The sequence below is a fragment of the Streptomyces sp. NBC_01689 genome, assembly GCF_036250675.1.
In the GTDB taxonomy this organism is placed as follows: domain Bacteria; phylum Actinomycetota; class Actinomycetes; order Streptomycetales; family Streptomycetaceae; genus Streptomyces.
This window is the reverse complement of the sequence record NZ_CP109592.1, coordinates 9,509,275-9,522,498: the sequence shown is the minus strand read 5'-3', so window position 1 is coordinate 9,522,498 and position 13,224 is coordinate 9,509,275. Positions and strand designations below refer to the sequence as shown.

The window sequence follows — 13,224 nt, the reverse complement described above, 5'->3', positions numbered from 1 at the left end:
TATCGACCGTTCCGTCCGGGTCCGCCGCGGCGGGCCCGGCACGCTCGCTGTGGAAGCGCCTCACCAACACGGCGTAGATTTCTACTGACAGGTGACATATCGAGAATTATCGCCCGCTTCCGACTATCGGGCTGGTCACCTGCCTGTGACCAGCACTCACACCGCTCACCGGTAGCCCCGCGTGGATGCCACTGCCCGCCCGTTTCCCGGTCGCTTGCTGTGTGGCAGCCATCCCGAGGAGGACATCATGCACCGCACCCCGCTGGTCCCCCATCGGGCCGGGAGCGCTGCGCCGTCCGTCCGGCCCGCCTTCATCACCCTACTGATCGCCGTGGTGGTGATTGCGGGCGCGCGACTGGTCCTCGCCGCCGCGGGAATGCAGGTCATGGGGATGGCCGAGTACTCGACGCTGATCCCGGTCGTGGCAGCCGCTCTGCTGCCGCTGCGGCAGACCCTGATCGTGGGCCTGGCGAACCTGGCCGTCGGCATCCTTGCCTACGGCATTCTGCTGCCGTCCATGTCCCACGCCAGCCGGATCACCGTCATCACCGCGCTGGGCGCCTCGATCCTGGTCAGTCTGGCCGTCTGCCGCGCCCGTATCGCCGCGGAGAGAAGCCTGAAAGGCCTGATGGTCGCCCGGGAGCGGCTCACGCTGCTCAGCGAGGCCAGCACCCGGGTCGGCGGCACCCTGGACGTTGCCCGCACCGCTGAGGAACTCGCCGAGGTCGCCGTGCGCCGCTTCGCGGACCACGCCGCGGTCGACCTCTTCGATCCCGTCCTCAAAGGCGAGGAGCCCGCGCCAGGGCCGCTCGCGGGCCCGGTCACCCTGCGTCGCGTCGCCCATCGGTCGGTACCGGCCGCGCTCACCGCCGCCGAGCCGCCCGACAGCAGTACCGTCACCTACCCCGGAGGCTCGATGCCGGCCATGAGCCTGCTGCGAGGCGTCCCCGTGCACGGGCAGTTCACCGACGCAGCTGAGAGCGAGGAGTGCTGGCCCACTGATCCGAACGGCCCCGCCACGCAGGCGCCTCACTCCGCGCTGGCGATCCCGCTGCGTGCCCGCGGGGTGACCCTCGGTGCGGCGCTGTTCACCCGCTCCCGGCACCGCGACCCCTTCGACACCGACGATGCGCTGCTCGCGCAGGAGATCGCGGCGCGGGCCGCGGTATGCGTGGACAACGCCCGCCGCTACACCCACGAGCGCGCCACCTCGGTAGCACTCCAGCGCAGCCTGCTGCCCCAGATGGTCCCGCCGCAGCCGGCCGTGCAAGCGGCCGCCCGCTATCTGCCCGCGGACATCGAGGTGGGCGTGGGGGGCGACTGGTACGACGTGATCCCGCTGTCCGGGGCCCGGGTCGCCCTGGTCGTGGGCGACGTGGTCGGACACGGCATCCGCGCCTCGGCGGCGATGGGACGACTGCGTGCCGCGGTGCGCACCCTCGCCGACATCGACCTGCCGCCCGACGAGCTGCTCACCCACCTCGACGACATCGTCATCCGGCTCCAGAACGAGACTGCCCCCTCCCCGGGGGGCTTGGACGAGGACGCGGTCGCCGGCGCGGATGTCGGCGAGTTCCTCGCGACCTGCCTCTACATGGTCTACGACCCGATCTCGCGGCGGTGCACCGCCGCCCGGGCCGGCCACCCCTCGCCGGCCGTCGTGCGCCCCGGCGAGGACGCCCGCTTCCTCGACATCCCGGCAGGCCCCCCGCTGGGCGTGGGCGGCCTGCCCTTCGAGACCGCCGAGATCCACCTGCCGGAGGGCAGTCTGCTCGCTCTGTACACCGACGGCCTCGTTGAATCTCCCCGCCACTGCCTGGACGAACGTCTCGAGCGCCTGCTCGAGGTCCTGTCCGAGCGGAAGCCCACGCTGCAGGAGGCCTGCGACCACGTACTGGACCTCCTGGTCGACGACCGCACCCGCGACGACATAGCCCTCGTCGTCGCTCGCACCCAGGCCCTGGACCACGGGCACACCGTCGCCTGGGAGCTGCTGGAGGACCTCTCCGAGGTAGCCCGCGCCCGCGATCTGGCCTCGCTGCAACTGGCTCGCTGGGGGCTGCCGGAGACGGCGTTCCTCGCGGAACTCGTAGTGAGCGAGTTGGTCACCAACGCCATCCGATACGGCGGAAGCCCCGTGCAGCTGCGCCTGATCCGGCAGGACACCCTGATCTGCGAGGTGTCCGACAGCTCCAACACCGCCCCTCACCTGCGCCGGGCCCGCACCTTCGACGAGGGCGGACGCGGACTGTTCATCGTGGCGCAGCTCGCTGAGCGCTGGGGCACCCGACAGCACTCTGACGGGAAGACCATCTGGGCCGAACTCGCCGTGCCACCAGCCACCGTTCAAGCCCCCGCACCCAAGGAGATGAGTAGAGCAGCCGCAGCGGGGATGTCGGCAAGCCGACCACGGTAAACAGCTTGGTGACCTTCACGGACACAGGAACGGTCCTGCGGTCCCCTCAGCAGCAGGCGCGCCCCCCAGAGGCTGTCCCGTACGGGGCGTGAGTGATCCAGCGAGGGTCAGGTTGTGGAGTCGGACGATGCCGAGCATCGCCTGCTCCCGGGTGCATGTGGGACTGCGCTCGCGCAAGAGCGCCCCGCGGCGCGTGGCTGCGGGGGCGCCTTGTGAGGCTTCAGTCGATCGCCTCTCCATTGCGCGTACCGCCGTTGCAGGTGTTGCTGACGAGATCGGGCGTTCCTCCGCCATGCTTGCATTCAGAGGGGGTCGCATAGGACCGCGCACCCTGTGCGGTGGCTGTGGCGGCGCCTGCGAGCCCGAGTCCAGCGAGGGCTGCTGTGGCGATGACGGCGGCGAGAGTTCGCCGAATGCGCATTCGGTTTCTCTTTCGCGGATTACCTAGATCGGTGCACTTGCCATCTTGATCTTCACCCATGCGGGTGGCGCGTCATGTTGAGCCATTCGGGTGACTGCACCGTCGGGAACCTATGAATGGAACCCCGACCGCAAGCGACGACCAGCCGATCACAGCTGCCGACATCACGCTCTCAAGTTCGAAGCGGCACGCTGATTCGCACCGAGCGCCTGGGCGGCCGCCCTGAAGTGGCCCCGCCTCCCGATCCGCTCTGGCCCCAGCGACTATCACCACTTCAACAGAACAACGGCTCCGTCGTTCGCTTCTGGGCGCCTTTCCTCTACGCTCAAGACAGTCATCAACTACCGCATGACATCTGCCCGGTGACGGAGTCGGCGTGGGGTGCGCGTCCCCGCCCCCGCCACCACTGGACGGCTTCAGGCGCAGCCACGGGTCGGCACATCCGGACGCCGACGACCCCGTGTGGCGCGTCCCGCCGGGCGGCGAAAGGGATGCGTCGTGCCATCGGCGTCGGCGAACTACAACTCTCTGCTGCGCACGTCGGGTGCCGCGGCCTTCTTCCTTCCCGCTGCTCTCGGCCGTGTGGGCATCGCCATGACGGGGATCGGCATCGTCTGGCTGGTGCATGCACGCACCGGGTCGTATGCCGCCGCAGGTCTCGTTACCGGCGGATTCGCTGTCGCGGATGCCGTCGCGGGACCCCAGATCGGGCGCCTTGCCGACCGGTTCGGGCAGGCGCGGGTGCTTCCCGGCGTGCTGGGCGCACATGCCGGGGCCGTGGTGCTGCTGCTCGTCGGCGCCGTTCCAGACATCGTCGCCGGAGTGCTCGTGGGGGCGACCCTGCCCCAGCTCGCTGCCCTGTCCGCCGCTCGCTGGACCGCCTTGCTGTCTGGCGAACGGGCTGCCGCGCTGTCCACCGCATTCGCCTTGGAGGCCCTTGCCAACGGCGTCTCCTACCTGGCCGGCCCAGCCCTGGTCAGCCTCCTCGGCGCGGCGGGGCACCCGGGCGCCGGGGTGTTGCTCGCTGCCGCACTCGTCGTCGGAGGCGGGCTCGCCCTCGCTGCTCAGCGCCGCACCATGCCTCCCCTCACCGGCCACGCCGAACGCCGGCACGCCGGACGCGCCTTGCTGCGTTCCGCATTCCTGCGTCAGATCGCGCTCGGCCTCGCGCTCGGAGTGTTCTTCGGCGCGATACAGGTGTCCGTCGCCGCGTACGCAGTCGAACGAGGCACTCCGGACGCGGCAGCACTGCTCTACTTCGCCTCCAACTGCACCAATCTGGTGGGGGGTTGGGCTTATGGAGTATGGCGCCGCGGCTACTCACCTCGACGCCACCAGGCCGCAGCCGCCGCCTGCCTCACCCTCACGAGCCTGCCGCTGACCATCCTCAGCGCGCCCTTCGCGGTCGGCGCCACCCTCGCCCTGACCGGCCTCGCCGTTCCGGTCCTGCTGATCCTCACCTCCCTCCTCACCGAGTCGTCGGTCCCGCGCGCTGTCCTCACCCAGGCGTTCACGTGGGGCAACTCCGCAAGTGCGGCAGGAACAGCGGGCGCGGCGGCGGTCGCGGGGCGGGTGGTGGACACGGGCGGTGCGCACGGTGGTTTCGACGTGGCGGTCGGGGCCGCGACGGTGATGACGGTCCTGGCCTTCAGCGGCCTGCGCGGCTCATCACCGGAGGTGCCGAAGTTGTCCGCTCCCGCGGAAACCACGGCGCCGAACCCGCCGACCACACGGCGGGATTCGTCCACGAACGGCAAGGCACCCGGAACTCCATGACGGAGTGGTATGCCAGTTCGGCCCGTGAGACTTCCGCACCCGCCGCGGCGGGGCACTTTCAGTGCCGGAGCCGGGTGGCGGTCACAGTCGCGGCCATGCCTGCCGTTCCGTACAGCGCGTACAGCGCGTACAGCAGACCCTCGCCCAAGGGGACGCGGCGCTTCACCTTCTGACCGTACGTGAGTTGATCGTCGCGGCCCTGCCGCTCGCGTTCCAGGCGTCGCAGCCGCCGGCAGAGCTCGCGCACGTAGCCGTGGCGGCACCGGCGCCGGAAGAGGTCGTACACCACCCACCACCGGAGGAAGTGTGTCTCGATGCTCCCCTACTCCCGTGCCGATGCCGGGGAGTAGAGTCGGCGGCCTGTGACGTGGGGGAAGGGGCGCGGGTGCCGTTCCGCTATTACCTGTACATCAGTGACGCCAAGGTCGACATGATGCTGGCCCAGATCGACCCGGGGTGGGGGCGCAAGCGGGTCACCGAGTTCAGTTTCGGGCTGAAGATGCTGGGCGCCCGGCACAGTGTCGAGAGCGCAGGCACGGAGCGCGTCGCCCGTCTCGAGCGGGTGGTTCGCCATCTGGAGGACCACGGCGGTCTGGGGGACGTGGACGAAGCCGGGCAGTATGTGTACGGGGTACTACCGATGCAGTGGGGCCCCGTCGGCAACAGCGGCACCGTGTACTTCGGCGGGCGCAGCGACCGGACGATCGTGGGCCTCGGCGGCTCGACGGGGCACGTGCTGGGCGCCCAGCAGGCCGAGAACCCCGCGCCGCACCAGATGAGCGGTTCCATGACGCCGATGATGCTGGCCCAGCTGGCATCCCTGGCAGTCGGGGACACGGTGCTGCCCGAAGCCCTGACCACCGTCGTGCAAGCCAATGCCGTCCTCCGCGGGCCCGTCCAGAACATCGAGTTCGTGGCCAAGCGGCTGGTGAGCGGGCCCTGCCCCTACCCGGAGCTGTACCCGGCGGGGGACATGACGGTCCTGCTCGGCAGCCCCCTGTACGTGGCACTGGCCGAATGAGGAGGCGGAGCGCGCACGCACCGGATCCCTGGAGGCCGGCCGTGTCGTCGCGGATCGATGCGGCACAGGGCATCATGCTCACGTTCGGTATCCACCCGCTGGCCCTCGACATCGGCGCCGACGGTGCGCGGATGACGGCCACGATGAACGACAGCGCCCTGCGGACCCGCAGCCGGGGGCCGTACAGCCCGGACAAGCTGCCGCCCGAGGCCCTGGAGATGGTGGATCTCGTACTGCTGCGCTGGTCGCCCCGGCCGCAGCCCGAGTTCACCGTCGAGGGCGGTGGAAAATGGCCGGGCCTGCTGGTGCAGTTCCATGCCGAGCACGTCGCCGTGCGCTATGTGGTGCCGGAGGCCGTGCCACCGGATCTGTTCGTGCCACCGCGCGGCCATGTGACGCTCAGCAGCGACATCCGCATGGCCCTGCAGCAGCTGGCGGAGTCGCTGCGCACCGCGGGGCGGCGCCTCGGCGCGGAGCCGCCCGTCACCCTGTCGCTGAGCTACCCCGACGACCCGGACTACGACGAGGCACGCGCGGATTCCCTTCCCGAGGAGTTCCGGGGCGCCGTCCCGCCGGTCGTCGCCGCGCTCGACATCGACCGGAGCGGCTGCACCCGTAAGCAACGGGCGGCGCACGACGATGCTCTGCGCCAGGCCCTGTACGGCGGACAGCACTGGGAGCGGACGGGCCGGACAGGGTTTCACGTCCGCACCGGGTATGTCTGTATGCGTGACGGCGGAACGTGAGCAGACCGTTCTCCCGTCCGACAGGGACGACCACCGGCGCGGTCTGCGCGACCGTCAGAAGTCCGCCAGCGTCGCGGTCAGTTCGTCCGCCGTACGGACCGTGATGGCCGGGTTGTCGTTCAGCGCCTCGTCGATGACCTTCGCCAGCCGGGGAGGCAGGGACGGATCGCGGTCCCTGACCGGCACCACGGGCTCGCGCAGCGCCACCGCGACGGGGTCCTTGTGCTGGGGGAAGTCGCGTGGCGTGGCGCCGGTGAGCATCCAGTACAGGCAGGCAGCGCTCGCCCACACGTCCACCTCCGGCCCGGCGTACTTGTAGCCGATCAGCTGGGTGCGCGCCATGAACGGGATCGTGCCGCCCATCGCCCCCGTCCTGGTGTGGCCGGACAGACCCGCCCGCTCGAAGGCCTTGGCCAGACCGAAGTCGGCGAGCTTGACCACGGGCCGGCCGTCCGATCCGGAGCCGGACAGCAGGATGTTGGCGGGCTTCACGTCGCGGTGGACCAGACCGCGCACCGAGGTGGCCGCACCGTCCTGCTGCCGCAGCGCGGGCAGCTCCGCCCGGTGGGCATGGGACAGCCCCGCCAGCACCTGCCGGACGACGCACAGTGCCTCGGCCACCGGCACCCTCCCGCCGTGCCGCTCGGAGAACTCTTCGAGGCTGCCGCCGGGGCAGTACTCGCCGGCGAAGTAGAAGGCGCGGTGGTCGTCGCCGCTGTCGCGGAACTCCACGATGTTCCGATGACGCAGCGCGCGGACGCTCTCCAGCTCGCGTCGCAGGGCGAAGCGGGCATGGTCGTCGGCGTGGCGGGTGACCGGCACCTGTTTGAGCGCGACGAGATCGCCCGTCGCCAGACTGCGGGCCAGCTGGACGACGCCCTGGGATCCGCGGCCCAGTTCGCGTACCAGGCGGTAGCCGGGCACCTCAGGAGGCACGAAGGAGGCGAGGGGGTCGAACTGCGCGCGGCCCTCGTCCGGTTCACGATCGGGCGACAGGGTCACCCTGATCCGTAGCCGTACGTCGCCGATGCGGATCTCGTCACCGTCGGCCAGAGGTTTCTCGGTGAGCCGGCCGAGACGGCTGTCGTTGACGAAAGTGCCATAACTGCTGCCCAGGTCCCGCACCCGCAGCCGCGGCGGGTCGATGTCCAGCCGGCAGTGCCGCCTGGACACGCTGCGGTGCCGTTCGGGGATGCGGATACGGCAGGCGTCCGACCGGCCCACCTCGCAAGTGACGGGTGTCTCGAAAACGTGGTCGCCGGCCTCGTCAGCGGTGTGCACCGAAACGGTCACCCGGGCCGTCATGTGCCGTCCGTCCTCTCGGCGGTGAAGTCGTAGTCGTAGTCGAGCTCCCACAGCCGCAGGCCGGGCCGGTGGTCGGCCGAGAGAAGGTACCGGCCGTCGGCCGCGAACATCACCAGGCAGACCGCCTCGGGGTGGCCCTCCAGCGTGTGCACACGCTGCCCCGTGCGCACATCCCACACGTGGAGCACCCGGTCGGAAGCCGAGACCACGTGGCGCCCGTCGGGGCTCACCTCGAACAGATGGCTGTACCAGGGCACCTCGCACAGCGTCCGGCCACTGCTCGTCTCCCACACCTCGAGTGTGCCGTCAGCGCCCTCGGTCGCCGCCGTGCCGCCGTCGGCGCTCAGCGCGAAGGACTCGGAGTGCCCGTCCCGCTCGTACAGCAGGCGGCGCCCGCGCACGTCCCACACGGACATCCGGAAGCCGGTGTAGACGAAGAGGCGCCTACTGTCCGGTGTGAACCGCAGATCGGGATTGCCGAACGCGACGGGGAAGTCGAGCAACGGGCGGCCGGTGCCGGTGTCCCACAGCCTGCCCGTGCCGTCCTCCCGGCCGACCGACGCGGCATAACGCGCGTCGGGCGACAAGCGCACCAGGCGCGCGGCGCCGTCGTGGCCCACCATCGTGCGCTGCAAGAAGGCCGGGCGCAGCCGCCACAGGCACAGGGCCCCGTCCTCGTCGCCGACCAGCGCGTACCGGCCGGCCCGGTCCATGGCGAGCGCCCTCACCAGGCCGTGGTCGCCGTGCAGCTCGCAGCTCCTGGTGCCGGCGTCGAGGTCCCACAGGTGTGCGGTGCCGGCCCAGTCGGCGGTGACGGCAAGGAGGCCGTCGTCGGCGACCGCGACGGTGTGCGTGTTGCCCTGAAGAAGTTCGGGAAAGGTGTACTGGACCCGGCCCGTCGCCAGGTCGCACACATGGACTCGGCCGAAGGCGCCGGGGATCACCATCCGTGCGCCGTCGGGCGTTGGGGCCACCAGGACGTTCTGGCCGAGCACCGTGCCGCTGAAGCTGTAACAGTCCCAGATGCCGAGCAGACCGGTACGTCGGCCCGCGGCCCTGCCCAGCTCCTCCCACTGCCGCCGCAGTTCAGGATGGCGCTCGAAACCGGGGACGGCGCGGGCTGCCCGGAGCTGTTCCGCAGCCGCCTCCGGATCGCCCTGCGCCGCCAGTGCCGTGGCCCGCGCGACGAAGCGTGCCCGGTCCACCTCGCGCCGGGCCAGCGCGAGCGCGGCGGCCGGCCGCCCATAGAGCCACCCGGCGCGGAACCCGGCCTGGGCCAAACGGTGGATCTGGATGCCGCCCTCCCCGTCGCCGAGGACGGCGAGCCGGCCGTCGCCGCTGAGGGCCAGAGAGGTGAGACCCAGCCGAACGGGCAGATCGGGCCGGGTACTCGGGACGATCTGCGTACTGATCGTATGGAGACAGCGGCCGGAGGACAGTTCCCAGATCCGCAACGGCTCCGTTCCGCTCAGGGAAGCCGAAGCCGCGATCGTGGCGTCCTCGCTGAGCACGACCTGATCGTGGCGGCCGATCTGGTCGGGCACGGTGGCGCGGACCCGGTCGGTGGCGCACTCCCATATACGGGCCGTGGTCGACCGGTGGCCCAACAGCAGAGCTGCCGTGCCACCGGGGCTCAACGCCACCTCGTCGATGCCGGTGAGGTGCCGGTCCGCGGACGTGACCAACTGGTGCAGCGGACGGCCCTGCGCGATGTCCCAGGTCACCACGCTGCCGCTGCGCGGGGCCGCGGACACCGCCGTGCTGCCGTCCTCGGCGAGGGCGACGAGGGCGACCAGGGCCGGCTCGTAGTGGATCCGAGGCAGTACCCGCCAGCTGTCGGGGTCCATCTTCTGGTGCGATGCGGGCGGGTGCTCCAGCGTCCGCCGCAGCCACCCGGCCCGCGCGTCCCACACCTCCACCTGCCCCGTGCGGTAGGCCACCGCGGCGCCGCCCGAACCGTTCAGCGCCAGCGCGACGACCTCCGGGCCCCGCCGACCGATGGTGCCCAGCAGGGTGCCCGCGGTCAGGTCCCACAGCTCGACCGGCCCGTAGCGGTGGCCCACCAGACCGGCCCTGCCGTCGGGGGCGACGGCGACGGCGGTCACCGGAACCGGATGGTCATGGAGGGTGCCGGCCGCCCCGGGCGGCAGTTCGTACCGGCAGCGGCTGGTGGCAGTGTCCCACACCCGGGCCCGGCCGTCCGCACCGCCGGTGAGCACCACCGTTCCCGTCGCGTCCACCGCGACAGCACCTACCTCGCCCTGATGGCCGGTGAGCCGTTCGGGTCCGCGTGCGGGGCCGCGGCGACTCAACTCCGCCCGGGCGGCCCGCACCTCGGGACCATCCGGCGCGTCCGCGAGGAGCGCGAGGGCAGCGGTGTCGTCCCCCCGTTCCACCTGCACGAGGCCCAGCAGCCGGTCGGCCTCCTGGCCGGACCCGCCCAGGGCCTTCGCCGTCCGCAGGCCGGACAGCACGTCCTCGTCCGAGAACGAGGCTCGCCGCCACCGGTAGAGGGACTGGTTGTAGACGGTGGGCAGGTGGTGCGGGTCGATGTCCCTGGCCTCGCCCCAGAGGCCCTCCGCCTCCTGAGCGCGGTCCAGGTCGAGCAGCGACAGCGCCTGGTTGGAGAGCGAGTCGGCGAGCAGTCGCACGGCCTGTGCGGGCACCCGCGGATACGGCCTGCCGACGGCGTCCTGGTAGATCTCCGACACGGCCGCGGCGATCTCGTCCATCCGGCGCGGGCGCCGGTCCCGGTCGACCTCGAAGCACCGCATCAGCAGATCGGCCAGGGCCGTCGGCATGGCGGGTGCGCCCGGTGCCGGGCGCCCCGAAGCCACAAAGGCGGCCAACACCTCGGGAGCCGACTGCCCGTATTCGCAGGGCGGCCCGCCGGTGAACATCTCCAGCACGCTCAGCGCCCAGGACCAGATGTCCGTGGCACGAGTGAGCGTGACGGGGGCGCCGTACACCGCGTCCGCCTGCTCCGGGGAGCAGTACGCGGGCGTCATCCCGCCGTAACTGGCCAGCAGGCTGGCCTGAGGCGATGCCAGTACGCTCTCCCCGGCTGCGGCGCGGGCACCGGCAAGACCGAAATCGGTCACCTTGGCTGTCCAGCCGTCGGCCGGGTCGACCATGATGTTCGCAGGCTTGACGTCCTGGTGGATCAGCCCCTGCTCGTGTGCATGGCCGATGCCCCAGGCCATCTGCACAGCCAGGTCGAGCAGCCGTGCGAGCAGGTCGTCGCCGCCCCGGGTGTACAGCCGCCTGTCCCTCACCAGTTCGGCGAGCGAGCCCCCCGGCACCCACTCGGCGAACACGCACGGGACGGCGTCCACTTGACGAACGTACAGACAGGCGACAACGTGCGGGTGCAGGCCCAGGCCGACCCAAGTGCCCGCCTCCCGCTCGAACCCGCCTCGCCCCGCGGCCGTGGCGACCAGTTCGGGCCGGGGCACCTTGGCGGCGAGGTCCGTGTTCCAGGAACGGTGGCGGACCTTGTACACCAGGCCCATACCTCCGCCTTCCAGCACCTCGCGCACCTCGTACAGACCGAGGACGAGGTCCCCGCGCCGCCATCTCCCCGTCGCCATACCCATCAACCTTTCGCAGAACGAGGCAGGTTGGCAACGCGCACCTGCCCACTTCACGCACCCTGGTGCGGAACGCCCGCCCGCACGAGCCTCCCGAGGGACGGCGCGCAACCTCGGCCCTCGTACCACGGCCTCGACAGTGGCCAAGCCAACGCCGCGACCACACGGATCCACCGAAGGGCTTCCTCCGGCGCGACTTCCGAAACCCGATCTACGGCGCCCCACCAGCTCGGCCGCTCGATGCAGTTCGACTGGGAAGAGCACCTCCCTCACCTGACGGTGGGGAATGCGCCCGGCCATTGCGGCTCCGTCGACGCCGAGGCGGATCTTGCTGTAGGCCCAGGGTCAACGGCGTCCACGTCGGAGGAGGAATCGGCAGGACGGACGAAGACGTGCCGTCATGCCGCGGCATCACAGGCCTGCCCATCGTCCGGGCCGTCAAGTTGTTCGTGTTCCGTCCTGACAGCCTCGTGCAGGCGTCGCCACGAGGTGACCAGCGGACGCCGTCGCAGGACGAGCGGCGCCGGTGGTCTCTTCCGGGAGTTGGCGTCCGACGCTCGCTGCCGGTGGTTCACCGCGCCCGCGGAACTTGGGCCGGTCTCCGTTCGAAGACGGATGGTTGACAAGGTCGGACGTCCGATCCACCGGTCGGCGCGGCGATGGGCAGGCTGGGCGCCCACAGGTCGCAGGCCCGGGACAGTGCGCATCCGTAGTGCCCCAGTAACTCCCCTACGGATTGAGAATTACTCCGTGATGTGCGTGGCCATCGTAAAAAAGTGTTGCGTGACTCTGGGGATTCGGTCGCGGGGACGGAAAGATCGGAAGGCTCACACGGCGCTCGCGAACAGGTTGGGCGCCGCCCATACGACAGGAGACCGATCAACGATGTTCACTCCGGTACGGAGCAGAGTACGAACGGTCGCGCTCGCGCTCTCGGCCATTGCGGCCCTCGCTTTAGGCGCGACCGCCACGACCGGCGCGGCAGCGGCCCCATCTGCCGCGAAACAGGGACCGACCACGGTGGCGTACGTCGAGGTGAACAACAACAGCATGCTGAACGTCGGTAAGTACACCCTGGCCAACGGCGGCGGCAACGTCTTCGACGTCGCCGTGATCTTCGCGGCGAACATCAACTACGACACGGGCAGGAAGGCGGCAACTCTGTACTTCAACGAGAACGTGCAACACGTTCTCGACAACGCCGCCACGCAGATACGGCCGTTGCAGCAAAAGGGCATCAAGGTCGTCCTCTCGGTGCTCGGCAATCACCAGGGCGCGGGCTTCGCCAACTTCCCGTCCCAGCAGGCGGCTTCGACGTTCGCGAAACAACTGTCGGACACCGTGGCCAAGTACGGTCTCGACGGCATCGACTTCGACGACGAGTACGCCGAGTACGGCAACAACGGCACCGGCCAGCCCAACGCCAGTTCGTTCGTGTACCTGGTGTCGGCATTGCGCACCAACATGCCCGACAAGATCATCAGCCTCTACAACATCGGCCCCGCCGCGTCGCGTCTGTCCTACGGCGGTGTCGACATCTCGTCCAAGTTCAACTACGCCTGGAATCCGTACTACGGCTCCTGGCAGGTCCCCGGCATCGCACTGCCCAAGTCGAAGCTGTCGCCGGCGGCCGTCGAGATCGGCGGCACGTCGCAGAGCACGGCCGCCAGTCTCGCCCGACGCACGGTCAGTGAGGGCTACGGCGTCTATCTGACGTACAACCTTGACGGCGCCAATCGCAGTGCCGACGTCTCCGCCTTCACCAAGGAGCTGTACGGCAGTGACGCCCGCTACACGCCGTAGACCCACCGCGCTTCCCGGCGTCCAGCGCCCCCTCGGGGCCCGCTGCATCCCGTAGGGCCGCGCCTCGGACAGGCCGTGCCTTCGACAACGATGTCGAAGGCACGGCCGCCGGGTGGGCCAGCACTACGCGACCAGGTATCGCGCAG

At 70.5% G+C, this 13,224-nt stretch carries 8 protein-coding genes; 5 read left to right on the top strand and 3 right to left on the bottom strand.

Annotated features, from left to right (window positions below; translation table 11 throughout):
- The first annotated feature begins 247 nt into the window (after positions 1-247).
- Together OG776_RS40780 and OG776_RS40775 are read left to right on the top strand one after the other, a co-directional pair.
- Positions 248-2,416 carry an ATP-binding SpoIIE family protein phosphatase gene (locus OG776_RS40780; RefSeq protein ID WP_329326618.1) on the top strand — a complete coding sequence of 723 codons (2,169 nt, stop codon included), beginning with the start codon at positions 248-250 and terminating at the stop codon, positions 2,414-2,416.
- Positions 2,417-3,419: 1,003 nt separating this feature from the next.
- Positions 3,420-4,613 carry an MFS transporter gene (locus OG776_RS40775; RefSeq protein ID WP_329323576.1) on the top strand — a complete coding sequence of 398 codons (1,194 nt, stop codon included), beginning with the start codon at positions 3,420-3,422 and terminating at the stop codon, positions 4,611-4,613.
- Between the two features lie 58 nt (positions 4,614-4,671).
- Here OG776_RS40775 and OG776_RS40770 read toward each other — a convergent pair whose 3' ends face one another.
- Positions 4,672-4,899: a hypothetical protein gene (locus tag OG776_RS40770; RefSeq protein WP_329323575.1), complete on the bottom strand. Its 228-nt coding sequence runs from the start codon at positions 4,897-4,899 to the stop codon at positions 4,672-4,674.
- Between the two features lie 99 nt (positions 4,900-4,998).
- Between OG776_RS40770 and OG776_RS40765 the strand changes: the two genes are divergently transcribed.
- Both OG776_RS40765 and OG776_RS40760 read left to right on the top strand, forming a co-directional pair.
- Entirely contained in the window at positions 4,999-5,634 is a 636-nt protein-coding gene (locus OG776_RS40765) for a DUF7019 family protein (protein WP_148011119.1), read from the top strand.
- Between the two features lie 41 nt (positions 5,635-5,675).
- The gene (locus OG776_RS40760) at positions 5,676-6,380 is read left to right on the top strand and encodes a hypothetical protein (protein ID WP_329323574.1); all 705 of its coding nucleotides are present in this window, start codon (positions 5,676-5,678) and stop codon (positions 6,378-6,380) included.
- A gap of 54 nt (positions 6,381-6,434) precedes the next feature.
- Here the strand turns inward: OG776_RS40760 and OG776_RS40755 are convergent, their stop codons facing one another.
- Together OG776_RS40755 and OG776_RS40750 are read right to left on the bottom strand one after the other, a co-directional pair.
- Entirely contained in the window at positions 6,435-7,685 is a 1,251-nt protein-coding gene (locus OG776_RS40755) for a protein kinase domain-containing protein (RefSeq protein WP_148011117.1), read from the bottom strand.
- The gene (locus OG776_RS40750; RefSeq protein ID WP_329323573.1) at positions 7,682-11,275 is read right to left on the bottom strand and encodes a WD40 repeat domain-containing serine/threonine protein kinase; all 3,594 of its coding nucleotides are present in this window, start codon (positions 11,273-11,275) and stop codon (positions 7,682-7,684) included. Before OG776_RS40750 ends, OG776_RS40755 begins: the two co-directional genes overlap by 4 nt.
- Positions 11,276-12,160: 885 nt before the next feature.
- Here OG776_RS40750 and OG776_RS40745 point away from each other — a divergent pair.
- Complete coding sequence (locus OG776_RS40745) at positions 12,161-13,078, top strand: endo-beta-N-acetylglucosaminidase H (protein WP_148011115.1); 918 nt, start codon at positions 12,161-12,163, stop codon at positions 13,076-13,078.
- Positions 13,079-13,224 lie beyond the last annotated feature (146 nt).

Bases quoted from the DNA above. Each gene is read 5' to 3' on its own strand.
- OG776_RS40780 (WP_329326618.1), top strand. From the start codon at position 248: ATGCACCGCACCCCGCTGGTCCCCCATCGGGCCGGGAGCGCTGCGCCG.
- OG776_RS40745 (WP_148011115.1), top strand. From the start codon at position 12,161: ATGTTCACTCCGGTACGGAGCAGAGTACGAACGGTCGCGCTCGCGCTC.
- OG776_RS40755 (WP_148011117.1), bottom strand. From the start codon at position 7,685: ATGACGGCCCGGGTGACCGTTTCGGTGCACACCGCTGACGAGGCCGGC.
- OG776_RS40750 (WP_329323573.1), bottom strand. From the start codon at position 11,275: ATGGCGACGGGGAGATGGCGGCGCGGGGACCTCGTCCTCGGTCTGTAC.